The 19,823-nt window shown below is 67.8% G+C and carries 19 protein-coding genes; 6 read left to right on the plus strand and 13 right to left on the minus strand.

From position 1 onward, the window contains the following. Nucleotides 1-90 precede the first annotated feature (90 nt). From C0R07_RS06180 to C0R07_RS06190, 3 genes are all read right to left on the minus strand, one after another. Nucleotides 91-732 carry a methylthioribulose 1-phosphate dehydratase gene (locus C0R07_RS06180; protein ID WP_026069746.1) on the minus strand — a complete coding sequence of 214 codons (642 nt, stop codon included), beginning with the start codon at nucleotides 730-732 and terminating at the stop codon, nucleotides 91-93. Between the two features lie 249 nt (nucleotides 733-981). Next, nucleotides 982-2,409, minus strand: a complete 1,428-nt coding sequence (locus tag C0R07_RS06185) for an amino acid permease (protein WP_019182984.1) — start codon at nucleotides 2,407-2,409, stop codon at nucleotides 982-984. Between the two features lie 68 nt (nucleotides 2,410-2,477). Next, complete coding sequence (locus C0R07_RS06190) at nucleotides 2,478-3,956, minus strand: amino acid permease (protein ID WP_102788421.1); 1,479 nt, start codon at nucleotides 3,954-3,956, stop codon at nucleotides 2,478-2,480. A 185-nt stretch (nucleotides 3,957-4,141) separates the two neighbouring features. On the opposite strand from C0R07_RS06190, the gene C0R07_RS06195 reads away from it, so the two are divergent. Beyond that, nucleotides 4,142-4,726 carry an NUDIX hydrolase gene (locus tag C0R07_RS06195; RefSeq protein WP_102788422.1) on the plus strand — a complete coding sequence of 195 codons (585 nt, stop codon included), beginning with the start codon at nucleotides 4,142-4,144 and terminating at the stop codon, nucleotides 4,724-4,726. On the opposite strand, the gene serA is transcribed toward C0R07_RS06195, so the two are convergent. Next, nucleotides 4,720-5,961 (minus strand): phosphoglycerate dehydrogenase, encoded by a 1,242-nt coding sequence (gene serA / locus C0R07_RS06200; protein WP_046273456.1) that lies wholly within the window; start codon nucleotides 5,959-5,961, stop codon nucleotides 4,720-4,722. The two genes, C0R07_RS06195 and serA, sit on opposite strands and share 7 nt — an antisense overlap. 220 nt (nucleotides 5,962-6,181) lie before the next feature. On the opposite strand from serA, the gene C0R07_RS06205 reads away from it, so the two are divergent. The 3 genes from C0R07_RS06205 to C0R07_RS06215 all read left to right on the plus strand — a co-directional run bounded on the left by C0R07_RS06205 (nucleotide 6,182) and on the right by C0R07_RS06215 (nucleotide 9,745). Continuing rightward, nucleotides 6,182-7,570 (plus strand): FAD-binding oxidoreductase, encoded by a 1,389-nt coding sequence (locus tag C0R07_RS06205; protein ID WP_102788423.1) that lies wholly within the window; start codon nucleotides 6,182-6,184, stop codon nucleotides 7,568-7,570. Between the two features lie 61 nt (nucleotides 7,571-7,631). Beyond that, nucleotides 7,632-7,928 (plus strand): DUF2388 domain-containing protein, encoded by a 297-nt coding sequence (locus C0R07_RS06210; RefSeq protein WP_102788511.1) that lies wholly within the window; start codon nucleotides 7,632-7,634, stop codon nucleotides 7,926-7,928. After that, a complete protein-coding gene (locus C0R07_RS06215) occupies nucleotides 7,928-9,745 on the plus strand; it encodes a DUF4105 domain-containing protein (protein WP_102788424.1) in 1,818 nt (605 codons plus the stop codon). Before C0R07_RS06210 ends, C0R07_RS06215 begins: the two co-directional genes overlap by 1 nt. On the opposite strand, the gene C0R07_RS06220 is transcribed toward C0R07_RS06215, so the two are convergent. Together C0R07_RS06220 and C0R07_RS06225 are read right to left on the minus strand one after the other, a co-directional pair. Next, nucleotides 9,723-10,790, minus strand: coding sequence for an ATP-binding protein (locus C0R07_RS06220; protein ID WP_102788425.1), 1,068 nt, complete (start codon nucleotides 10,788-10,790; stop codon nucleotides 9,723-9,725). The genes C0R07_RS06215 and C0R07_RS06220 overlap by 23 nt on opposite strands. Then, entirely contained in the window at nucleotides 10,790-11,539 is a 750-nt protein-coding gene (locus C0R07_RS06225; RefSeq protein ID WP_102788426.1) for a response regulator, read from the minus strand. The genes C0R07_RS06220 and C0R07_RS06225 overlap by 1 nt, the downstream gene beginning before the upstream one ends. 219 nt (nucleotides 11,540-11,758) lie before the next feature. Between C0R07_RS06225 and C0R07_RS06230 the strand changes: the two genes are divergently transcribed. Then, nucleotides 11,759-12,154 (plus strand): nuclear transport factor 2 family protein, encoded by a 396-nt coding sequence (locus tag C0R07_RS06230; RefSeq protein ID WP_157266876.1) that lies wholly within the window; start codon nucleotides 11,759-11,761, stop codon nucleotides 12,152-12,154. 103 nt (nucleotides 12,155-12,257) lie between these two features. Beyond that, entirely contained in the window at nucleotides 12,258-13,007 is a 750-nt protein-coding gene (locus C0R07_RS06235) for an MliC family protein (protein WP_102788427.1), read from the plus strand. Between the two features lie 46 nt (nucleotides 13,008-13,053). On the opposite strand, the gene C0R07_RS06240 is transcribed toward C0R07_RS06235, so the two are convergent. From C0R07_RS06240 to C0R07_RS06270, 7 genes are all read right to left on the minus strand, one after another. Then, complete coding sequence (locus C0R07_RS06240) at nucleotides 13,054-13,521, minus strand: hypothetical protein (RefSeq protein WP_070473205.1); 468 nt, start codon at nucleotides 13,519-13,521, stop codon at nucleotides 13,054-13,056. Further along, a complete protein-coding gene (gene yeiP / locus C0R07_RS06245) occupies nucleotides 13,511-14,077 on the minus strand; it encodes an elongation factor P-like protein YeiP (RefSeq protein ID WP_019182972.1) in 567 nt (188 codons plus the stop codon). The genes C0R07_RS06240 and yeiP overlap by 11 nt, the downstream gene beginning before the upstream one ends. 68 nt (nucleotides 14,078-14,145) lie before the next feature. Then, nucleotides 14,146-14,916: an SDR family NAD(P)-dependent oxidoreductase gene (locus C0R07_RS06250; RefSeq protein WP_102788428.1), complete on the minus strand. Its 771-nt coding sequence runs from the start codon at nucleotides 14,914-14,916 to the stop codon at nucleotides 14,146-14,148. A 52-nt stretch (nucleotides 14,917-14,968) separates the two neighbouring features. Continuing rightward, nucleotides 14,969-17,557, minus strand: coding sequence for a sensor domain-containing protein (locus tag C0R07_RS06255; RefSeq protein ID WP_102788429.1), 2,589 nt, complete (start codon nucleotides 17,555-17,557; stop codon nucleotides 14,969-14,971). Further along, nucleotides 17,554-18,447 (minus strand): hydroxymethylglutaryl-CoA lyase, encoded by an 894-nt coding sequence (locus tag C0R07_RS06260; RefSeq protein ID WP_102788430.1) that lies wholly within the window; start codon nucleotides 18,445-18,447, stop codon nucleotides 17,554-17,556. Before C0R07_RS06260 ends, C0R07_RS06255 begins: the two co-directional genes overlap by 4 nt. 167 nt (nucleotides 18,448-18,614) lie before the next feature. Then, nucleotides 18,615-19,001, minus strand: a complete 387-nt coding sequence (locus C0R07_RS06265) for a VOC family protein (RefSeq protein ID WP_102788431.1) — start codon at nucleotides 18,999-19,001, stop codon at nucleotides 18,615-18,617. Between the two features lie 10 nt (nucleotides 19,002-19,011). Continuing rightward, entirely contained in the window at nucleotides 19,012-19,800 is a 789-nt protein-coding gene (locus C0R07_RS06270; RefSeq protein WP_019182967.1) for an enoyl-CoA hydratase-related protein, read from the minus strand. Nucleotides 19,801-19,823: the final 23 nt, after the last annotated feature.

Genomic DNA, 19,823 nt, shown 5'->3' on the forward strand with positions numbered 1-19,823 from the left:
AGGAAAGGGTACCAGTGCGGCGCCGGGGTGGGGGCGACGCACTGATGCCGATGCGCGGAATACAGATTCTCTTCAGGAATCTGAGCGCGATCAGCCACGCAGCTTGCGCAGCTCCAGCTCACAGTGCAGCAGGAATTCGAACGCTTCCATGTGGCGGCGCGCCTCGGCCATGGTGCGGCCCCACGCGTACAGGCCGTGGCCGTCGATCAGATAGCCCCACAGCGGCTGGGTGTCGAGCAGGGCATCGACCTGTGCCGAGAGCACGTCCATGTCCTGGGTATTGGCGAACACCGGCACGTCGACCGCCATCTCGTGCGTGCTGTTGCCGTGGAAGGCCTTCAGCAGCTCGTAGCCCTCCAGGCGGATGTGGCCCTGCGGCGCATACAGGCGCGAGGCGATGGTCTGCACCGGTGAATGGGTGTGCAGCACGCAGCCGATCTCCGGGAAGCGGCGATACAGCTGGGTGTGCAGCAACGTCTCGGCAGACGGGCGCAGCGGCCGGCCGACGGCCTTGCCGTCAAAATCGACCACCATGATGTCGTCCTCCACCAGCCGGCCCTTGTCCTTGCCGGACACGGTGATCGCGGCATGGCGGTCATCCAGGCGGTGGGAGAAGTTGCTGCTGGTGGCCGGGGTCCAGCCGGCGTGGGCCAGCTCGCGGACGTTGTCGATCAGCAGCTGGGCCAGCTCGCTCAGGCGCGCGGTGTCGTACGGGAAGGTGGGGGTGCTCATGCCGGTCATTTTAGCTAGGTCAAATGCTAAAAGCAGGTTTGTCGACTGGGCCGGACGGGGTGGGGTTTGCGGGGGACGCCGCAAGTACGTCCCTGTAGGCTTATGTCGCCGCATCCATGCAGCTCATAATAAGCCTCCATGGATGGATTCACGGCGTCCCCCGCGAACCCATACCACCCCGCGAAACCGACCGAAACAGGAGAGCTGACGCTTCGGCCGGTGCTTCGGCCGTTGGCTTAGGCGTGATCCTTAATTCCTGCGCAGGCGGCTATGGCGATACCCATAACCGAAGTAGATCGCGAAACCGCCCAGCGTCCAGAAGCCCATCAGCATCCAGTTGTGGGCCGTCATCGCGGTCAGCAGCGCGATGCAGCTCAGCACGCCCAGACTGCAGATCAGCCACGCCATCGGCATCCGGAACGGACGCGGCAGGTCCGGCTGGGTGCGGCGCAGGATCAGCACGCCGGCGCAGACCGCCGCGAACGCGATCAGCGTGCCCATCGAGGTCAGCTCGCCCAGAACGTCCAGCGGGAACACCGCCGCCAGCAGCGCGATGCCGATGCCGGTGATCACGGTGTTGATGTGTGGCGTGCGGTACTTGGGGTGGATCTTGGTGAACAGCGGCGGCAGCAGCCCGTCGCGGCCCATGATCATGAAGATGCGCGGCTGCGCGATCACCATCACCAGCACCACCGAGGACAGCCCGATCAGCGCGCCGATCTCCACGACCACGCGCAGCCAGCCCAGCTGCGGATGTGCGGCCACCGCGGTCACCACCGGCTCATCGGTACCCAGCAGCTGGTACGGCACCAGCCCGGTCATCACCGCGGCCATGGCGATGTACAGCACGGTGCAGATCACCAGCGAGAGCAGCATGCCGATCGGCATGTCGCGCTGCGGCTTGTGCGATTCCTGCGCGGCTACGGACACGGCCTCGAAACCGATATAGGCGAAGAACACCATCGCGGCACCGCGCAGCACGCCGTCGAAACCGTACTTGCCCGGGCCTTCGTTGTCCGGAATGAACGGGGTCCAGTTCGCCGGATCCACATATTTCCAGCCCACCACGATCACCAGGAGGATCAGCGCGGTCTTGAGCACCACCATCGCCATGTTCATGGCCGAGGACTTGCTGATGCCCACGTAGCACAGCCAGGTCAGCAGCAGGACCAGCACGGCGGCCGGGATGTTGGCGATCGCGCCGGTCGGGCGCAGCTGGCCATCCAGCGGCGCGCTAACCAGCGCGGCGGGTAGATGGATATCGAAATGGCTGAGCAGGCTCAGGAAGTAGCCGGTCCAGCTGACCGCCACTGCCGAGGCGGAGACGCCATATTCCAGCACCAGCATCCATCCGATGAACCAGGCCGAGAGCTCGCCGAACGTGGCATAGGTATAGGTGTAGGCGCTGCCGGAGACCGGCACCATCGCCGCGAATTCGGCATAGGCCATCGCGCAGAACGCGCAGCAGATCGCGGCCAGCACGAACGACAGCATGATCGCCGGGCCGGCATGGTTGGCTGCGGCCTGGCCGGTGATCACGAAGATGCCGCCGCCGATCACCGCACCGATGCCCAGCGCGGTCAGGCCCCACGGGCCGAGGGTACGGCGCAGGCTCAGGCCATTGGCGTCTTCATGGGCGGCGTGCGGATGCTTGGTGGCCCACAGTTGCTTGAACATGGTTTGGATTTCTTCTCAGGCGCGATGTAACAAACGACCGGGCCGGCACTGGGCCGGCCCGGTAGCACTCAGGCGGACTTCTTGTTCAGCTTGCTGTGGCGGATGCCGTAGCCGAAGTAGATGCACAGGCCCAGCAGGGTCCAGGCCACGAACAGGTGCCAATGCACCACGAACGCCTGGTAGAACAGGAACAGACAGGCCAGTGCACCCAGCGGGCAGATCACCCACACCAGCGGCACGCGGAACGGACGCTCCAGTTCCGGGCGCGTGTAGCGCAGGATCAGCACGCCGATGCAGACCGTGGCAAAGGCCAGCAGGGTACCCATCGAAACCAGTTCGCCCAGCACGTTCAGCGGTACGGTACCGGCAAGCGTGGCGGCGATGACGCCGACCACGATCGTGCTCCAGTACGGCGTGCGGAAGCGCTTGTGGACCTTGCCGAAGATCTTCGGCAGCAGGCCGTCGCGGGAGATCGTGTAGGCGATCCGGGTCTGGCCCATCATCATCACCAGCACCACCGAGGAGAGGCCGGCGATCGCGCCGATTTCCACGGCGGTTTTCAGCCAGGACAGGGTCGGGTAGGGCTCCAGCGCGGTGGCGACCGGCTTGTCCGTGCCCAGCAGGTGGTACGGCATCATGCCGGTAAGCACCGCGCAGACAATGATGTACACGATGGTGCACACGGCCAGCGAGCCGAGCAGGCCGATCGGCATGTTGCGCTGCGGGTCCTTGGTTTCACCAGCGGCCGTGGAGACCGCATCGAAGCCGATGTAGGCGAAGAACACGATGGTCGCCGCGCGGAACACGCCGCTCCAGCCGAACTCGCCGGGCACGCCGGTGTTCTCCGGAATGAACGGGGTCCAGTTGGCCGGGTCCAGATGCGCGGCGCCGAAGCCGATGAACAGGCAGATCACGGTGACCTTGATCGCCACGATGATCGCGTTGACGAAGGCCGACTGGGTCACGCCGACGTACAGCAGGCCCGAGACGGCCGCCACGATCAGCACTGCCGGCAGGTTGAACAGCTTGCCCGAGGCGATGAACTCGTGGCCGGTCCATGCGATTGGTGCGGCGCTGAGCGCGTCGGGGAATGGCATGTTCAGCGTGGTGGTGATGAAGCTGATCAGGTACGCCGACCAGCCCACCGCGACCGAAGCCGAGGCAAACAGGTATTCCAGCACCAGGCACCAGCCGATGAACCAGGCCATGCCTTCGCCGAGGGTGGCGTACGAATAGGAGTAGGCGCTGCCGGACACCGGCATCATCGCCGCGAACTCGGCGTAGCACAGGCCGGCCAGCGCGCAGGCAAAGCCGGCGAATACGAACGACAGCATCACCGCCGGGCCGGCATGGTTCGCCGCCGCCTGGCCGGTAAGCACGAAGATACCGGCACCGATCACCGCACCGATGCCAAGCAGGATGAGGTGTTTCGCTGTGAGGGTCCGTTTCAGTGTGGGCTCGCCATCCAGGCTGCCTTCGATGGGCTCGCCAGCATCGACGTGCGGTGCCGGTGCGACCGGTTTGACCCTCAACAGAGACTTCAGCATGCAGTGCTTCCCTAAAAGAACAAAGGTGAGGCGCGCGGTACATTGCCGCACGCCCTGATGGCGACTGGGCGCCCCAGCGGTGCGGGGCCCGCTGTACCTTAGCCAAAGCTGAAGCCGCTGTACAAGCACAAATGCAGCATGGCCGAGCGATAATCGGCCAAATCCGCACGATGCCTGCTCCTGCCATGTCGCTGAACCCCGAATCCGTTGCCATTCCTGACGCTGCACTGCGCAGTCAGCTTGATGCCTACGCCCGCCGCCACCCGAATCAAGCCGCACTGGCTGACGAATTCAGCACACTCCTGGACGATCCTCTGAATCCCTTCCTGCGTGAGCGGCTGGCCGGCCACTTCACCGGCAGTGCCTGGCTGGTCAGCGCCGACGGGCAGCGGGTCCTGCTGACCCACCACCGCAAGCTGGACCGCTGGCTGCAACTGGGCGGCCACGCCGATGGCGAGCGCGATCTGGCCCAGGTGGCGCTGAAGGAGGCCGAGGAGGAATCCGGGCTGACCGCGCTGGTGCTGGAGGATGGCGAACTGTTCGACATCGACAAGCACTGGATCCCGGAACGCAAGGATGTGCCGGGGCATTGGCACTACGACGCCCGCTACGTGGTGCGGGCGCTGGGCAGCGAGCAGTTCGCGATCAGCGAAGAATCACTGGCGCTGGCCTGGCGCGAGATACGTGACGTGGCCAACGCGGCGATCGAGACCCCCGATGGGGATGATTCGCTGCCGCGCATGGCCAAGCGCTGGCTGACCCGTCAATAAAGAACGCGGGTGCGCAGGGTGCCCGGGATTGCGGCCAGCTCTTCGCGGACCGCGCCGGCCTGGGCTTCGCTGGCGGTGATGTCGATCACCACGTAGCCGACCTTGGGGTCGGTGCGCAGGAACTGGCCGTCGATGTTGACGTTGTGGCGCGAGAAGATCTCGTTGACCTTGGAAAGCACGCCCGGCACGTTCTGGTGGATGTGCAGCAGACGCAGGCTCTCGGCATGCTCGGGCAGGGTCACTTCCGGGAAGTTGACCGCCGACAGGGTGCTGCCGTTGTCGCTGTAGCGCACCAGTTTGGCCGCCACTTCCACGCCGATGTTGTCCTGCGCTTCCAGCGTGCTGCCGCCCACGTGGGGGGTCAGGATCACGTTGTCGTGCGCGGTCAGCGGCGAGACGAAGGCATCGCCGTTGCCCTTGGGCTCGACCGGGAACACGTCCACCGCCGCGCCGCCGAGGTGGCCTGAACGCAGCGCCGCATCCAGCGCGTCGATGTCGACCACGGTGCCGCGCGCGGCATTGATCAGGTGCGCGCCAGGGCGCATCCGGGCCAGTTCATCGGCGCCGATCATCCACTGGGTGGCCGGGGTCTCGGGCACATGCACGGTAACGATGTCCGCACGTGCCAGCAGGTCGTCCAGGCTGATCGCCGCCCGGGCATTGCCCAGCGACAGCTTGGTTTCGACATCATGGAAGATCACCTGCATGCCCATCGCTTCGGCCATCACGCCGACCTGGGTGCCGATATGGCCGTAGCCGATGATGCCCAGCGTCTTGCCGCGCACCTCATGGCTGCCGGCGGCCGACTTGGACCAGCCGCCGCGATGGCATTCGGCGTTCTTCTGCGGGATGCCACGGGTGAGCATGATCGCCTCGGCGATCACCAGCTCGGCCACGCTGCGGGTGTTGGAGTAGGGCGCGTTGAACACCGGGATGCCGGCCAGTTCTGCCGCCTCCAGGTCCACCTGGTTGGTGCCGATGCAGAAACAGCCGACCGCCATCAGGCGCTTGGCATGTACCAGGACGTCCGCGCTGAGCTGCGTGCGCGAGCGGATGCCGACGATGTGGGCCTCGGCGATGCGTGCCTTGAGCTCGTCTTCGGGCAGCGCCTTGCTGTGCAGTTCGATCTGCGAATAGCCGGCCGCGGTGAACACGTCGATCGCGGTCTGGCTGACCCCCTCGAGCAACAGTACGCGGATATCCTGCTTCGGGAACGAGGTCTTTTTCGGCGACATGGGCGGCGTGCGACGTGTGGCGGCGGGAGCCCTCAACTATGCCAGAAGCGGGCGGCGATGGTGCGGTGCGCCAATCGGTGGCAAAACGGTTTCAGATGCACCTATTTCCGGTGTGCGCCCTGGGGATCGCCACAGGCTGCGGCGCGCGGGGCTCCGCTACTGGACGCGGCCCGTGGTGGCTGGCAGGCTTGCGGGCTCCCCCGGCACCGCCAGACGCCCCATGACCGATCCGCGCATTGATTCGCTCCTGCACGACTGCCCCGGGCTGCGCCTGAAGACCGACCCGGCCGATCTGGAGCACTACGGCCGCGACTGGACCCGGCGCTGGGTGCCGGCACCGCTGGCGATCGCACTGCCGGGAACGGTCGAAGAGGTGCAGGCGATCCTGCGCTGGGCGAGCGCCCAACACGTGGCCGTGGTGCCCTCCGGCGGCCGTACCGGCCTGTCCGGTGGCGCGGTGGCGGCGCACGGCGAGCTGGTGCTCAGCCTGGAGCGCATGAACAAGCCGCTGGCCTTCGATGCGGTCGATCGCACCTTGACCGTGCAGGCCGGCATGGCGCTGGAGGCGGTGCACAACGCCGCGCTCGAACACGGGCTGATCTACCCGGTGGATTTCGCTGCGCGCGGTTCCTGCTCGATCGGTGGCAACATCGCCACCAATGCCGGCGGCATCCGGGTGATCCGCTATGGCAACACGCGCGAGTGGATCGCCGGGCTGAAGGTGGTGACCATGGCCGGTGAGCTGGTGGAGCTCAACAAGGGCCTGATCAAGAATTCCAGCGGCTACGATTTCCGTCAGCTGCTGATCGGCTCGGAAGGCACGCTCGGCGTGATCGTCGAAGCCACCCTGAAGCTCACCGATCCGCCGCCGGCCAGCAACGTGATGCTGCTGGCGCTGCCCTCGTTCGAGGTGCTGATGCAGGTGTTCGCCGCGTTCCGCGAGCGGCTGCAGTTGCAGGCGTTCGAGTTCTTCACCGACCGCGCGCTCGAGCATGTGCTGGCGCATGGGGCGCAGGCACCGTTCGCCGAGGTCTACCCGTATTACGTGGTCACTGAGTTCGCGGCCGGCGATGAGGTCCAGGAAGCGGCGGCCATGGCGGCGTTCGAAGACTGCATGGAGCATGGCTGGGTCAGCGATGGCGTGGTCAGCCAGAGCGATGCGCAGGCCGCGCAGCTGTGGCGCCTGCGCGAGGGCATCACCGAGGCGGTGGCGCGCTACAAGCCCTACAAGAACGATGTCTCGGTGCGCATCTCGGCCATGCCGGCCTTCCTCGCCGAAACCCAGGCGCTGATCGGGCAGGCGTACCCGCAGTTCGAGGTGGTCTGGTTCGGGCACATCGGCGACGGCAACCTGCACATCAATGTGCTCAAGCCTGACGATACCGCCGATACGGAGTTCCTGACCCAGTGCGAGCACGTCACCAAACTGCTCGCCGGTGTGCTGAGCCGTTTCGATGGCAGCATCTCGGCCGAGCACGGCATCGGCCTGGTCAAGAAGGGCTACCTGGACAGCACGCGCAGTGCGCCGGAAATCGCCCTGATGAAGGCGGTCAAACGCGCGTTTGATCCCCAAGCGCTGCTGAATCCGGGCAAGGTTTTCGACCTCTGAGGCAAGACAGGATTTCACGCAGCCTATACGCTCTGTGTTTTCCACCGCGAACGACACCCCGATGATGCGTCCGATCCTGCTCCTTGCCGTGCTCGCCCTGCCGTTGTCGGCGATGGCTTCCAGTTTTGCCGGCAGCTCCGCCGGTTCCGCCTCCGGCGCGTCGTCGGCCGGTTCGTCCAGCTCCGGCGACGACAAGATCGTGATCGAAGCCCGCGACGACGCGGCTGCCTTCGTGGCCAGCGATGGCGCCATCCGCGGTGCACGCCTGGAAGCTGCGCTGCTGCACCTGCGCGAGCAGAGTGTCGCGCAGCAGCAGGCCAGTGACATGGCACTGGCCAGGACGCTGCTGGCCCGCTGATGCACCCGTCCGGTCAGGTCCGCCGCTGGCGCTGGGCGGTCCTGGTCGCATGGCTTGCCGCGCCATGGGCGCACGCGGCACTCACGTTGGAGCTGCAGCCGCAGGGACTGGATCCGGCGCAGATCGTCGCGGCCGAGCGTACCCTGCAGCAGGTGCGCGGCCGCTTGCCGCCGCAGTGGCAGGCACGGTTCCAGCACCCGGTGCAGGTGCGCTGGTCGGACACGCTCCCCGCGCACGTGCATGGCCGCGCCCGCAACGGGGCGATCACCCTACAGCGCGCCTTGCTCGACACCGTGAAAGACGATCAACCGCTGCCGCGCGCGCTCGAGGCCGCGCTGATCCATGAACTGACCCACGTACTGGACCGTTCGTCGCAGGGCGGTTGGTCGCGCGATGCGCGGCTGCGCGATCTGGCCGGGTGGCAGCGGCGACCGTGGAAACTTGGCCGTACCGCCAACGCCTTCAGCGGGCGCAGCCCCGACGACTATGAGCGCGCACGCCCCGCGGAATTCCTGGCGGTGAATGCCGAGCACCTGCTGCTCGATCCCGATTACGCCTGCCGTCGGCCGGCGGTGGCCGCGTGGTTCACCGAGCACCTCGGGCCGATCGAGCACACCGTGGCCTGCGACAGCCGCCTGCCGTTGATGCAGGCCGAGGAAGACGCAGGCGCGGCGAGCCTGCTGGAACTGGACCCGGCCCGGATCTACGCCATCGACTACCTGCTCGCCGAAGGCAACGAGCAGCTGATGAGCCGCTGGGGCCACAGCATGCTGCGGCTGGTGATCTGCGCACCGGGCCGGCCGCGCGGGCCGGCGTGCCGGATGGACCTGTCCCATCACCGCGTGCTGTCCTACCGCGCCTTCGTTGGCGATGTGCAGATATCCAGCTGGCGCGGGCTGACCGGTTCCTATCCCTCGCGCTTGTTCGTGCTGCCGCTCAACCAGGTCATCAACGAGTACACCCAGCTCGAGCTGCGCGGCCTGTCTTCGGTGCCGCTGGCGCTGGATGACCAGGACATCGCCGGCCTGCTCGAGCGTGTCGCGCAGGTGCACTGGAGCTATGACGGTCGGTATCTGTTCGTCAGCAACAACTGCGCGGTGGAGACCGGCAAGCTGCTGCAGGAAGGCGTGCCACGCCTCGCGTCGCCCGGGTTGAACCGGATCACCCCGCGCGGATTGCTGACCCGGCTGGAGCGCCAGGGCGTGGCTGATGCCAGCGTGCTGGCCGATCGCGCGCAGGCGACGCGCCAGGGTTACTACTTCGCCTCGGCCGCAGACCATTACCAGCAGCTGTTCGATGTCGCCCGGTGGCAGCTGCCGCTGGGCACGACAACGGTAGGCGACTGGTTGCGGCAGCCTGCCAGCGCCCGGTCACGCTGGGTGGAGCAGGGCGACCTGCGCGCCACCTCCGCCTTGCTGCTGCTGGAGCAGGCGGCGCTGCACCGTGAGGAGCTGCGCGCGCGCGATGCCCTGAAACGGCTGCTCGGCCATCCGCGCCCTGGCGATGCCGCGGCGCGCGACACGCTGCGCGCGCTGCTCGAGGACACCGGGCAGCTGGTCAGTCCGGCCGCCTTGGTGAGCCGTGGCGGCTACGGGCTGCCATTGGCCGGGGAGCGCGTGCAGGCTGCGGCGGCGGCGGCGCAGCTGAGCGCCCAGGGCGTCCCGGCCTGGAAGGCGCTGCAGGCGCAGTTGAAGCAGCGCCTGCCGGCCGCGCAGCAACGCGAACTGGCCATGATCGATCGCAATCTGGCCCGGCTCGGCACGCGGATGCGCGAGCTGGCCCTCCAGGATGCTGCTACTGCCGCGGCAGCTCGATGACGAAGCGTGCGCCGCCCAGGGTGCTGGCGCTGCAGGCGACCTGGCCGCCATGCGCATCGGCGATCGCCTTGACCACTGCCAAGCCCAGCCCACTGCCGCCGCGCTGACGCGAGCGCGAACCATCGCCGCGCAGGAAGGGATCGAAGATCTGCTCGCGCAGCGCTGCATCGATGCCCGGGCCTTCGTCATCGATGGCGATCTGCACGTGGGAAGCGGTGTCGTGCACGGCGATGCGCACCCGGCCCGGCGTCGCATAGCGGCGCGCATTCTCCAGCAGTGCCATCAATGCCTGCCGCACGCGGGTCGGGTCACAATGCGCGGGATGCTCCTCGCGTGAGGTCTCCAGTTCCAGCACGAAGCCGCTGCTGCGGAAACCCGGATCCACCAGGGTCGTCACCGTGTGCACTTCCTGCACCACATCGTTGCGGGCGCGGCGCACGTCCAGGCGGGCGCTGTCGGCCAGGCTGAGCACACGCAGGTCTTCGATCAGCCGCGACAGCCCCTCCACCTGCGCCAGCAGGCTGCGGAACTGGCCTTCGTCCGGGGCGAATACCCCTTCGGCCAGGCCCTGCAGGCGGCCGCGCAGGATGGTGACCGGCGTGCGCAGTTCATGCGCGATCGCCGCGTGCCACATCACCCGGTCGGCCTCGATGTTCTGCAGCCGGCGCGCCATGGCGTTGAAGTCGTCCACCAGCAGCGCCACTTCGCCCAGCGAGCGGTCACTCACTGCCGCGCGTGCACCCAGGTCGCCATCGGCCAGCCGCCCGATGCTGTCCACCACCGCGTTGAGCGGGGTCAGGATGCGCTGGGACAGGCGCACTGAAGCGGCGACCGCCAGCGTCAACCCGATCAGGGTCACGCCCCTCATCCAGACCAGTTCCGGGCCACTGGGCACCCAGCTGACCGGTTCGTCCACGCCGCCGGGGTAAAACGCCACCAGCACCGCATAGAGCAGGTAGGAGCTGAGGATCACCATCACGATGACCGCCAGCACCATCATCGACATCGACACCACGATGTGCCGGCTCAGGCCCGAGCGGCGCATCAGTGGTCCGCCGCCAGCCGGTACCCGACGCCGCGCACGCTGGCCGGCACGTTCGCCAGGCCGACATCGTCAAGCTTGCGGCGCAGCTTGCTGACGTGGCTGTCCACGGTGCGCTCCAGCGCTTCGCTTTCCGGTAGGCACTCATGCATGAGTTCGCTGCGGCTGAAAATGCGCATCGGTGCCAGCGCCATGCAGTGCAGTAGCTTGAATTCGGTCAGGGTCAGCAGCAGCTCGTGGCTGTAGCCGTCGCCTTCGACATGCACCGTGTGGTGCTCCGGATCGATCACCAGGCTGCCCACGCGCAGGATCTCCGGCGCACTCTGGCGCGCGGCGTTCAAGGTGCGCCGCAGGACCGCGCGCACCCGCGCGGCCACCTCGGCCGGGTTGAACGGCTTGACCACGTAATCGTCCGCGCCCATCCGCAGCGCGGTGAGCTTGTCCAGGTCCTGGTCCAGCGCGGTCAACATGATCACCGGCGTGTCGCCGCGCTGGCGCAGGGTGTTGAGCACGGTCCAGCCATCCATGCCCGGCATCTGCACGTCGAGCAGGACCAGGTCCGGGCGTGCGCTGCGGTGCAGGGAAAGGGCAGTGTGGCCATCCTGCGCGCGCAGTGTGCGCAGGCCTTCGCGGGCCAGGTAGGCCGCGACGATGTCGGCGATCTCGGGTTCGTCCTCGACGATCAGGACCAGGGCATTGAGCGAATGATCCCAGCGCGCGGTCGGGGCGCCGGGTAGATCGGAGGCGGGCATGCAGGGCAAAGCCGGAAGGTGCTTGGGCTCCATCGTATCTCCACACTTCCTCCATCGAAACCCCACCGAGGCCGCGCAGACTGCCGCCATCGTGATTTCGGCCGGTGTTCCGGCAGCTGTGCAGATGAAGAGCAGGAAGACGCATGCCGCCCTGGTGGCGGCAATCCAGACGCTGGGCGTGCACGCCAGTGGGCCGCGACGACGATGTCCGGTGCGCCCATGAGCGCGATACTGCAACCGGCGCACGTGGAGGCGGCCGAGGCGCGGCTGTGGGACGCGCTGATCCAATGGCAGCCGCAGCAGGTGAACGCACTGCTCTCGCCAGCGCTGTTCCTGACCGACCACGATGGCCAGCGGCAGGATGCCTCGGCGTTGCTGGCGGGCTGGAATGCGCGGCGCATCCGCATCGTTGCCATCGAGCGGCAGCAGACCGAGCAGCTCGCCTGCGGCGCCATGGTGCTGGTCACCGGCGAGATGCGCCTCCATCTCGACGGCGAGCACGGTCGGCAGCTGCATGCGATGCGGCTGCTGCGGGTCTGGGCGCGCTGCACGGGCGCACCCGGCGTGCATCTGCTTTCGCTGTGCGTGCTGCCGGCCGCGCCGCGTGCGCACTGAACCGCGTGTTCAGGCCTGCGGCCGGGGTCAGCCTCGCTTCACCCGCTCTCACGGCGCGGCAGGTACGATCAAGTGTTGTCGACGTTATCGCAAGGAGTTCCTCATGCGCGCATCTCCCTGGCTGTTGAGCCTGGCCATTACCGGCGCACTCGCCGCCTGCCAACCGGCCACCGAGAGCCGCCCTGCCGGCGATGGCAGCGAAGCGCCCCCACCGATGGATGCCTCCACCACCGATGAGCGCAGTTACGCGTTCCGCTGTGGCGAGCTGGAAGTGCATGCCACGTATCGCGGCCAGGATTCGGCCACGGTGGTGGTTGCCGATCGCACGTTTGCCATGTCCTCGCAGCCGGCCGCCTCCGGCGCGAAATACGGAGACGGGCAGGGCAACGAATTCTGGACCAAGGGCACCACTGACGGGATCCTGATCCTCAAGGGCGAGCCCGATCGCACCTGCACCGGTACCGGCGAGCAGGGCGGCGAAGCGCCGCCGGCCAATGCGGCCGCCAAGGCCGATACTGAAGCCGGCGCCGATGCAGCCGCCGGGTTCCGCGCGACCGGCAATGAGCCCGGCTGGCTGGCCCAGGTCGGCGCGGGGGCCACCCCGGCGCTGCACATCGAGATGGATTACGGCGAGCGCAAGCTCGAGATCGCCAGCCCCACCCAGGGCCGTGATGGCTGGTCCGGTACCGCTGCTGACGGCACCCCGGTGAAGCTCACCTTCCAGCGCACCGTGTGCCAGGACAACATGAGTGGCCAGGCCTTCGGCGCCACGGCCATGCTTACCGTCGGCGCGCGCCAGTACCACGGCTGCGGCGATTTCGCCGGTGCGCCGTCGTTGGCTGCCAAGCCCTGATCGAAGGGAACGCACCGGATTGCGCACCTGCGCGTCCGGTGCAGGGTCACAAGCCGCGTGGGCAGGGGTTGGGTTGCGCCCGGCTGTCCGCATCCAGCGCGAGCTCGTTACGCGTGCCCAGCAGCATCAGCTCGGTGTGCACCAGGCAGTTGTCGGCGTGGCGCTGCAGCAGCTGATTGAACAGCGCAGCCCGGTCGTCGCAGGTTTCGTGGATCGCATACGCCAGTTCGCGGGCGCGGTCCTCGTCATAGGCTTCTTCGCCAGCGAAGTGCTGGCAGGCGCTTTCGCGCGTCAGAAACGCCTGCACGTCGCCCGGCATCGCGCAGTACATGCGGATGTCCTCGGCCACGAAGATCTCTGCAGGCACTTCGCAGCGCGCATCAGCGGTGTTACCCGCCGGCGCTGTGCCCGTCGCCGAAGGCACGGGCGCCAGCGTCTCGCTCTCCACTGCCCGCGGCGAACACGCCGCGAGCAGCAGGAGCAGGACGGTCGGTGCGGCGCGCTTAGTCGGCACGGCCGGCGAATTCACCGGTGGTGGTGTTGACCAGTACGCGTTCGCCGTTGGCGATGTACTCCGGCACCATGATTTCGATGCCGGTGTTGAGCTTGGCCGGCTTCGGGCGCTTGGTGGCCGTGCCACCCTTGAGTTCCGGCGGGGTCTCGACCACTTCCAGCACCACGCTGGTCGGCAGCTGCACGCCCACCGGGGTCTCGTCGATCACCTGCACGTAGATGCCGGTCAGGCCGTCGGTGATGTAGCCGGCGTCATCGCCGAGCACATCGGCATCGACCATGTACGGGGTGTAGTCCTCGTCATCCAGGAAGACGAAGGCATCGCCATCCATGTAGGAGTAGGTCGCCTGGCGGCGCAGCAGTTCGACTTCCGGCAGGTTGTCGTCGGCGTCGAAGCTGGAATCGAGCTTGTTGCCGCCCGGCACGCTGTACATGATGAAACGGAAGCGGACATTGCCGCCGCGGCCCTGCGGGGAGCTGCGTTCGATGTCGCGGATCTGGTAGACGCCGTTGTTGAATTCGACGACGTTGCCTTTCTTGATGTCGCTGGCTTTCATGGGAATGAAGGTCGGTTCGTGGAGGTGGCGGGTGCCGGAACCGGGCACCCTGCGGGTTGCGTGCTCGCTTACTTCGGCGCCAGACGCACGGCGCCGTCAAGGCGGATGGTCTCGCCGTTGAGATAGGTGTTGCCCAGAATGTAGGCAACCAGCCCGGCAAAGTCTTCCGGCTTGCCCAGGCGCGGCGGGAACGGGATGGAGGCGGCCAGCGATTCCTGCACGGCCGGCGGCATGCCATCGACCATCGGGGTCCAGAAGATGCCCGGGGCGATGGTCATCACGCGGATGCCGAACCGCGACAGTTCGCGGGCCATCGGCAGGGTCATGCTGACCACACCGCCCTTGGAGGCGGCATAGGCGGCCTGGCCGATCTGGCCTTCATAGGCCGCCACGCTGGCGGTGTTGATGATCACGCCGCGCTCGCCATCCTCGCCCGGGGTGTTGTGCTGCATGCGGTTGGCGGCGGCCTTGGCGACGTTGAAGCTGCCGACCAGGTTGACCATCACCGTGCCCTGGAAGTTGGCCAGCGGCATCGGCGCTTCCTTGCCAAGCACGCGGCCTGCGCCCAGGATGCCGGCGCAGTTGATCGCGGTGTTCAGCCCGCCCAGGAAGTCGCAGGCGGCATCGATCTGCGCGGCCACGGCGGCTTCGTCGCTGACATTGGTGCTGTAGTAGCGCGCGTTGGACTCGCCAAGCGCGGCCACGGCGGCCGCGCCCTTGTCGTCATTGAGATCGAACAGGGCCACCTTGGCGCCGTGGGCGACCAGGTGCTGGGCCACGGACAGGCCAAGGCCGGAAACACCGCCGGTGATGACGGCGCGGACAGAAGACAGCTGCATTGCACGATCCCGCTGGTTCAAGAACCGCTGATTCTAGCGGAAGCGGCCGCCATCACCGTTGTGCACTGCCCACCGCGACCCGGGCTCGCAGCGCCAGGCGCCGCGCGAACTCGTCCGGCGCCAGCCCGGGCGCGAACAGGAAGCCTTGGCCGACCGAGACCCCCAAAGAGGTCAGGAACTGGCGCTGTGCCTCTGATTCCACGCCCTCGGCGACCAGCCCCAGCCCGAGGCTGCGGGCGATCCCGCAGACGGCCTCGCAGACCGCTACGTCCGAGCGGTTGCCCGGCACCCCCTCCACGAACAGCTGGCTCAGCTTGAGGCCATGGATCGGCAGCCGGCGCAGATAGTTCAGCGCGCTGTAGCCCTCGCCGAAGTCGTCGATGGTCAGCAGCACGCCCATCTCGCGAAGCTGCGCGAAGGTGCGCAGGGTGTCCGGGGCATCTTCGATCAGCACCCGTTCGGTGAATTCCAGTTCCAGCGCGCTGCCGGGCAGATGGAACTCGTCGAGCACCGCGCGGACATGCCGGGCCAGGTCCTCGCCCACGAACTGCCGGTAGGACACATTGACCGCCACCCGCACGATGCCCAGCCCATCATCCTGCCACTGGCGGACCTGCCGGCAGGCTTCGCGCAGCACCCACAGGCCGATCCGGACGATGTCACCGGTGCTCTCGGCATGGCCGATGAAGATGTCCGGGCGCAGCTCGCCGAGCTGGGTATTGCGCCAGCGGATCAGCGCTTCGGCCGCGATCAGCTGGCCGCTGTGCAGGTTGACCTGCGGCTGGTAGACCAGATGGAACTCGTCGTCGTCCAGCGCCCGGTGCAGCCGGCTCTCGATCTGCAGGCGGTCATGCTGGCGCTGGGCCAGCTCGGGCGAGAACACCTGCCAGCCGTTGCGGGTGCGCCGCTTGCAGTCGTACATGGCGATGTCCGCGTTCTGGATCAGCTGTTGCGGGCGCAGCCCATCCTGAGGCGCACGCGCGATGCCGATGCTGGTGGTCACCGGGAATTCGTCGGCACCGAAGCGGAACGGGGTGCTGAACGCACGGGTGATCGCATCGGCCAGCCGCTCGGGTTGATCGGCCTGGTCGCGGGTATCGCAGATCACCAGGAACTCATCGCCGCCGAACCGGGCCAGCAGGCCTTCGGTGCCGATCGCGGTGGCGATGCGGCGGGTGGCGTCGATCAGCAGTTCGTCACCGGCGTTGTGGCCCAGCAGGTCGTTGACGGTCTTGAACCGGTCCAGGTCGATGTACAGCACCGCGACCCGGCAGTGGGTCGGGTTGGCCATGCGCATGGCCAGGTCGTTGAGCACCGCATCGCGATTCATGATCCCGGTGAGCGGATCGGTGCGCGCCTGGATCCGCAGCGTCTCCTCGGCCTGCTTGCGCGCGGTGATGTCCTGCACGGTGCCGGCGATGCGCGCGGCATCGACATCCCCGGCCTCGGCCTCGCCGATCATCCGCACCCAGAACGAATGCCCATCGCTGCGCTGGCCCTGCAGCTCCAGTTCGAACGAGACTTGGCGGTCGACCACCTCCAGCAGCGCCTGCTGCAGCTGCGCGCGGTCGTCCACGCGCAGGCATTCCAGCAGTTCGGCCATGTCGCGCATCGGCAGCTCCTGGCCGAGGATGCGGGTCGCCTCGTCGGTCAGGTACAGCCGCTGCAGGCCGCGGTCCCACTCCCAGCCGCCGATGTGCGCCAGCGACTGCGCGCGGTCGAACAGCGTGTTGTTGCGTTTGAGTTCGGTGATGTCGCTGAACAGGCCGAACACATGGTCCGGCGCATCGCGCCCGTTGCCGTACACCGGCACGTTGGTGGTGGAGATCCAGATCATCCGGCCGCGCGGGCGGTGGTACAGGCCGACGATGGTGCTGCGCACGATGCGCCCACTGTGCAGCGAGACGCTGGCCGGCCATTGCTCGCGGGTGAGCGGGTGGCCGTGCTCGTCCACGCTGATCCAGTCTTCCGGGGCAAGCATTGCCTGCAGGCTGCCGCCAGTGCCGGCGGTGCCGAGAATGCGATGCGCGGCCGGGTTGGCCGAGACCACCCGCAACTGGCGATCGAACAGGATCACGCCCTTGTCGATGGATTCCATCAGCAGCCGGTAGCGCGATTCGGCCTGCCAGCGGCTGCTCAGGTCGCGCGCCACCGCCACGATGCAGTGCTCGCCCTGGTGCTCGAAGCCGGCCGAATGCACCTCCACCGGGAAGCGGCTGCCATCGCCGCGCATGTTGGTGACCTCGATGACATAGGTCTCGCCCCGGTGCAGCGCCTCCCAGACCGGATCGAGGTGGTCGCCCGGCAGGTCCGGGTTCAGCAGCTCGATCGGTTGTCCGACGATTTCCTCGCGGGGACGGCCATAGGCGCGCACGCCAGCCTTGTTGAGGTCCAGCACCACGCCGCGTTCGCTGAGGATGCTGACCGGGTCCGGGACCGCATCGAACAGCGCGGCATAGCGACGCAGCGCCAGCTGGCGCTCGTCCATGGCTTCCTGCAGGGCCTGCTGCACTTCCTCCAGCAGGCCGCGCAGATCGCCCGGCGACTGTGCCAGGGCGCGTTGCAGGGCGGCCAGCGCGTGGACGTGGGCGGTGAGATGATCACCTACCGCAGCGTCCTTGCGCGGGCCGCCGCTTTTCATGTCGCCGCCAGCGCCCTACCGGTCTTGCTGCCGGTCTCGCGCCCCAGCCGTGCGGCCAGCCAGCGCCCGGTGGCGGCCAGCGCCGGCAGATCGATGCCCGTGCGCATGCCGATGCCATGCAGCATGTAGACCACGTCTTCGCTGGCGACGTTGCCGCTGGCGCCCTTGGCATACGGGCAGCCGCCCGCACCGGAGACCGCCGAATCGACCACGCGCACACCTTCTTCCAGGCAGGCATCGATGTTGGCCAGGGCCTGGCCATAGGTGTCATGGAAGTGCACCGCCAGCGCGGGCATCGGCAGTTCGCCGGCGACCGCCCTGAGCATCGCGCGGGCCTTGCGCGGCGTGCCGACGCCGATGGTGTCGCCGAGCGAGATTTCGTAACAGCCCATCTCGTACAGCGCGCGCGCGACGCGCACCACCTCGCTCACCGCGACCTCGCCCTGGTAGGGGCAACCGAGCACGGTGGAGACGTAGCCACGCACCTTGACCCCGTCGGCCTTGGCCCGCTCCAGGATCGGTGCGAAACGGGCCAGCGATTCGTCGATGCCGGCATTGGTGTTGGTGCGGTTGAAGGTTTCCGAGGCGGCCGTGAACACCGCCACTTCCTGCACGCCCACCGCGCGTGCACGGTCATAGCCCTGTTCGTTGGGGACCAGCACCGGGTAATCGATGCCCGGGCGGCGCTCGATGCCGGTGTACACCTCGGCGGCGTCGGCCAGTTGCGGGACCCAGCGCGGGCTGACGAAACTGGTCGCCTCGATGGTGCGCAGCCCGGTCAGCGAGAGCTGGCGGATCAGTTCGATCTTGTCGGCGGTGGCCACCGGCTGGGCTTCGTTCTGCAGCCCGTCGCGCGGGCCGACCTCGACGATGCGGACGAAGTCATCCATGTGCCGGCCCTCCGCGAACGGAGCGACGGACGACCAGCAGGGGGCGGGGTGGGGTAGAGGTCACGGAGATTCCTGTCAGGCGAATGGCGGCCCACGTTCCCCGGCGGGCCACGAAAAGGGGATACGCGGGATGGGCGACAAAGCGGCCATCCCGCCGGCGTACGCGGTCAGCCGGGGTGGTGGCAGACCGCTTCGATGTTGTTGCCGTCCGGATCGAGCACGAACGCCCCGTAATAATCGGGGTGGTAATGCTCGCGGATGCCCGGGCCGCCATTGTCGGTGCCACCGGCCGCCAGTGCCGCACGGTGGAAGGCGTCCACGTCGGCCCGCCGGGTCGCGCTGAAGGCCAGGTGCACGCCGCCGTGGGCGCCGGGGGCGTTGCTGATCCAGAAGTCCGGTTTGCCGCTACTCCCGAAGCCGGCGTGGTCATGCTCGCCGGTCTGGGCGGCCGAGACCTGCATCACCACGGTGATGCCCAGCGGCGCCAGGGCCTGCTGGAAGAACGCCAGGCTGCGCCCGAAGTCGGCGCAGCGGATACCTACATGGTCGAGCATGACGCTGTCCTCAGTCCTGGGTGACCCAATGCGGGGAACGCTTGTCGAGGAAGGCCCCGAGGCCTTCCTGGCCTTCGGCCGAGACCCGCAGGCGGGCGATCAGAGCCGCGTTGTCGCGGTCGGTGGCGTCCCGGTCGCGGCCCAGCGCCACGCGCCGGACCAGGTCCTTGGCCGAGGCCGAGGCCACCGGGCCGGCCTTGTCGAGCAGGCCGAGCTGGCGCTGGACGGCCTCGTCGATCCGTTCCGGCTCGATCAGCTGGTGCACCAGGCCGATGCGCAGGGCGGTTTCGGCGTCGAAATGCTCGCCGGTGGCAAACCAGCGGCGGGCCTGGCGCGGGCCGATCGCGTCAATGACATAGGGCGAGATCACCGCCGGCAGCAGGCCCAGGCGGCTTTCGGTCAGGCCGAAGCGGGCGCTGGTGCTGGCGATGGCGATATCGCAGCAGGCCACCAGGCCGACCCCGCCACCGAAGGCGGCACCCTGCACGCGGGCGATGGTCGGCTTGGGCAGCTCGTCCAGGGTCCGCATCAGGCGGGCCAGGGCAAGCGAATCCTGGCGGTTGTCCTCCTCGCTGGCGGCGGCCATGCCACGCATCCACTGCATGTCCGCACCTGCCGAGAAGGAGGCGCCTTCCCCGGCCAGCACCACCGCGCGGACATGGTCGTCGCGTCCGGCGGCCTCCAGTGCGGCGGTCAGCTGGGCGATCAACGAGGCGTCGAAGGCATTGTGCAGGGTCGGGCGGTTCAGCCACAGGGTCAGCACCGAGGCGCTGCGTTCAATCCGTAATGCGTCACTCATGGGCGGGTTTACTCCATACATGT

This window comes from Stenotrophomonas bentonitica (assembly GCF_002887735.1).
GTDB lineage: Bacteria > Pseudomonadota > Gammaproteobacteria > Xanthomonadales > Xanthomonadaceae > Stenotrophomonas > Stenotrophomonas bentonitica_A.

Excerpts from the sequence above, each read along its gene's own strand:
- C0R07_RS06225 (WP_102788426.1), bottom strand. The coding sequence starts at position 11,539 with ATGCCCGCCTCCGATCTACCCGGCGCCCCGACCGCGCGCTGGGATCAT.
- C0R07_RS06190 (WP_102788421.1), bottom strand. The coding sequence starts at position 3,956 with ATGCTGAAGTCTCTGTTGAGGGTCAAACCGGTCGCACCGGCACCGCAC.
- C0R07_RS06205 (WP_102788423.1), top strand. The coding sequence starts at position 6,182 with ATGACCGATCCGCGCATTGATTCGCTCCTGCACGACTGCCCCGGGCTG.
- C0R07_RS06215 (WP_102788424.1), top strand. The coding sequence starts at position 7,928 with ATGCACCCGTCCGGTCAGGTCCGCCGCTGGCGCTGGGCGGTCCTGGTC.
- C0R07_RS06255 (WP_102788429.1), bottom strand. The coding sequence starts at position 17,557 with ATGAAAAGCGGCGGCCCGCGCAAGGACGCTGCGGTAGGTGATCATCTC.
- C0R07_RS06180 (WP_026069746.1), bottom strand. The coding sequence starts at position 732 with ATGAGCACCCCCACCTTCCCGTACGACACCGCGCGCCTGAGCGAGCTG.
- C0R07_RS06230 (WP_157266876.1), top strand. The coding sequence starts at position 11,759 with ATGAGCGCGATACTGCAACCGGCGCACGTGGAGGCGGCCGAGGCGCGG.
- C0R07_RS06185 (WP_019182984.1), bottom strand. The coding sequence starts at position 2,409 with ATGTTCAAGCAACTGTGGGCCACCAAGCATCCGCACGCCGCCCATGAA.
- C0R07_RS06220 (WP_102788425.1), bottom strand. The coding sequence starts at position 10,790 with ATGCGCCGCTCGGGCCTGAGCCGGCACATCGTGGTGTCGATGTCGATG.
- C0R07_RS06270 (WP_019182967.1), bottom strand. The coding sequence starts at position 19,800 with ATGAGTGACGCATTACGGATTGAACGCAGCGCCTCGGTGCTGACCCTG.
- C0R07_RS06210 (WP_102788511.1), top strand. The coding sequence starts at position 7,632 with ATGATGCGTCCGATCCTGCTCCTTGCCGTGCTCGCCCTGCCGTTGTCG.
- yeiP (WP_019182972.1), bottom strand. The coding sequence starts at position 14,077 with ATGAAAGCCAGCGACATCAAGAAAGGCAACGTCGTCGAATTCAACAAC.
- C0R07_RS06265 (WP_102788431.1), bottom strand. The coding sequence starts at position 19,001 with ATGCTCGACCATGTAGGTATCCGCTGCGCCGACTTCGGGCGCAGCCTG.
- C0R07_RS06260 (WP_102788430.1), bottom strand. The coding sequence starts at position 18,447 with ATGGATGACTTCGTCCGCATCGTCGAGGTCGGCCCGCGCGACGGGCTG.
- C0R07_RS06235 (WP_102788427.1), top strand. The coding sequence starts at position 12,258 with ATGCGCGCATCTCCCTGGCTGTTGAGCCTGGCCATTACCGGCGCACTC.
- C0R07_RS06250 (WP_102788428.1), bottom strand. The coding sequence starts at position 14,916 with ATGCAGCTGTCTTCTGTCCGCGCCGTCATCACCGGCGGTGTTTCCGGC.
- serA (WP_046273456.1), bottom strand. The coding sequence starts at position 5,961 with ATGTCGCCGAAAAAGACCTCGTTCCCGAAGCAGGATATCCGCGTACTG.
- C0R07_RS06195 (WP_102788422.1), top strand. The coding sequence starts at position 4,142 with ATGTCGCTGAACCCCGAATCCGTTGCCATTCCTGACGCTGCACTGCGC.